This window comes from Microbacterium sp., from assembly GCF_035554235.1.
Lineage (GTDB): Bacteria > Actinomycetota > Actinomycetes > Actinomycetales > Microbacteriaceae > Microbacterium.
The window spans coordinates 1-2,286 of record NZ_DATMIO010000275.1 but is presented as its reverse complement, the minus strand read 5'-3'; the positions used below and the strand labels follow the sequence as shown (position 1 = coordinate 2,286).

Below are 2,286 nucleotides of genomic sequence, written 5' to 3'. Positions count from 1 at the left end.
GACGTAGTCCTCGTCGGTCTGCTTCCAGGCGAACAGGGCGCGAAGCTCCTTGCCCGTCGCCTCGATGGGGTGGTTCGCACCCTTCTCGCGCAGCGCGAGGAACTCGGGGGCACCGGCATCCTGGTCTGCGATGAAGCGCTTCGCGAACGCACCCGACTGGATGTCGGCGAGAACGGCCTTCATGTTGTCTTTGACGCGCGGGTCGATGACGCGCGGGCCGGAGACGTAGTCGCCGTACTCGGCCGTGTCGGAGATCGACCAGCGCTGCTTGGCGATGCCGCCCTCCCACATGAGGTCGACGATGAGCTTGAGCTCGTGCAGCACCTCGAAGTAGGCGATCTCGGGCTGGTACCCGGCCTCGATCAGCGTCTCGAAGCCGTACTGCACCAGCTGCGAGGTGCCGCCGCACAGCACGGACTGCTCGCCGAACAGGTCGGTCTCGGTCTCTTCGGTGAAGGTCGTCTTGATGACACCGGCGCGAGTGCCGCCGATGGCCTTGGCGTACGACTTCGCGAGCTCCCACGCGGTGCCGGAGGCATCGCGCTCCACGGCGATGATGTCGGGGATGCCGCGGCCCGCGACGAACTCGCGACGCACGGTGTGACCCGGCGCCTTCGGGGCGACGAGGATGACGTCGACACCCTCCGGGGCGTCGATGTAGCCGAACCGGATGTTGAACCCGTGTGCGAACGCGAGGGTCTTGCCGGGGGTGAGGTTCGCCTTGATGTGGTCGTTGTAGATGCCGCGCTGGTGCTGATCGGGCGCGAGGATCATGATGACGTCGGCCCACGCGGTCGCGTCGGACACGCTCTTGACCTCGAAGCCCTCGTCCTCCGCCTTCGCGGACGACTTGGAGCCGTCCTTCAGCGCGATCGCGACCTCGACGCCCGAGTCACGCAGGTTGAGGGCGTGGGCGTGGCCCTGCGAGCCGTAGCCGACGATGGCGACCTTCTTGCCCTGGATGAGCGACAGGTCGGCGTCGGAGTCGTAGAAGATCTCGGCCATGGTGGTGTGTTTCTCCTTGTTTGGGGTCTAGGTGCGCAGGACGCGCTCGGTGATGCTCTTGCCGCCGCGCCCGATGGCGAGCAGGCCGGACTGGGCGAGCTCCTTGATGCCGAAGGGTTCGAGGGCGTGCAGGAACGCCTGCACCTTGCCGGAGTCGCCGGTCACCTCCACCACGAGGGCGTCGGGAGCGTAGTCCACGATCGAGCCGCGGAACAGGCTGACGACCTCGAGCACGTGCGACCGGGTCGCATTGTCGGCGCGCACCTTGACGAGCATGTGCTCGCGCTGCACGGAGGTGGTGGGGTCGAGCTCCACGATCTTGATGACGTTGATCAGCTTGTTGAGCTGCTTGGTCACCTGCTCGAGCGGAAGCTCGTCGACATCGACCACCACCGTGATGCGGGACAGCCCCGGCACTTCGGTGACGCCCACGGCGAGCGACTCGATGTTGAAGCCGCGGCGCGCGAACAGCCCCGCGACGCGGGTCAGCAGACCCGGCTTGTTCTCGACCAGAAGGCTCAGCACGTGGCTCGGCATGGCTCAGGCCTCCTCATCGAACGACGGTGAATGGTCTTTGGCGTATTGCACATAGCTGTTGCTGACGCCCTGCGGCACCATCGGCCACACCATCGCGTCGGCGCTCACGACGAAGTCGATCACCACGGGGCGATCGTCGGTCTCGAGCGCGAGCTTGATGGCGGCATCCACGTCTTCTTCCTTCTCGACGCGGATCGCGAGGCAGCCGTACGCCTCGGCGAGCTTGACGAAGTCGGGGATGCGGATCGTGTCGTGACCCGTGTTCAGATCGGTGTGCGAGTAGCGCCCGTCGTAGAACAGGGTCTGCCACTGACGCACCATGCCGAGCGACGAGTTGTTGATGATCGCGACCTTGATCGGGATCTTGTTGATCGCGCACGTGGCGAGCTCTTGATTGGTCATCTGGAAACAGCCGTCGCCGTCGATCGCCCACACGTGGCGGTCGGGCTCGGCGACCTTCGCGCCCATCGCGGCCGGCACCGCGTAGCCCATCGTCCCGGCACCGCCGGAGTTGAGCCAGGCGTTGGGCCGCTCGTACTTGATGAACTGCGCCGCCCACATCTGGTGCTGGCCGACGCCGGCAACGTAGATGCCCTCGGGCCCGGTCAGGGCGCCGATGCGCTCGATGACGCGCTGCGGCGCGCTGAGGCCGTCTTCGGGTTCGGTCCAGCCCAGCGGGTAGGTTTCCTTCAGGTTGTTCAGGAAGGCCCACCAGTTGGCCAGGTCCGGGGTTCCGGAGGTGCC

The 2,286-nt window shown here is 66.4% G+C and carries 3 protein-coding genes; all 3 read right to left on the bottom strand.

What is annotated here, in order from left to right:
• A partial coding sequence (gene ilvC / locus VNT50_RS13965) for a ketol-acid reductoisomerase (protein WP_325485718.1) occupies positions 1-1,005 on the bottom strand: 1,005 nt, incomplete at its 3' end.
• Positions 1,006-1,032: 27 nt separating this feature from the next.
• Complete coding sequence (ilvN, locus tag VNT50_RS13960) at positions 1,033-1,542, bottom strand: acetolactate synthase small subunit (RefSeq protein WP_325485717.1); 510 nt, start codon at positions 1,540-1,542, stop codon at positions 1,033-1,035.
• A gap of 3 nt (positions 1,543-1,545) precedes the next feature.
• A partial coding sequence (locus VNT50_RS13955) for a thiamine pyrophosphate-dependent enzyme (protein ID WP_325485716.1) occupies positions 1,546-2,286 on the bottom strand: 741 nt, incomplete at its 5' end.

Excerpts from the sequence above, each read along its gene's own strand:
- ilvN (WP_325485717.1), bottom strand. The coding sequence starts at position 1,542 with ATGCCGAGCCACGTGCTGAGCCTTCTGGTCGAGAACAAGCCGGGTCTG.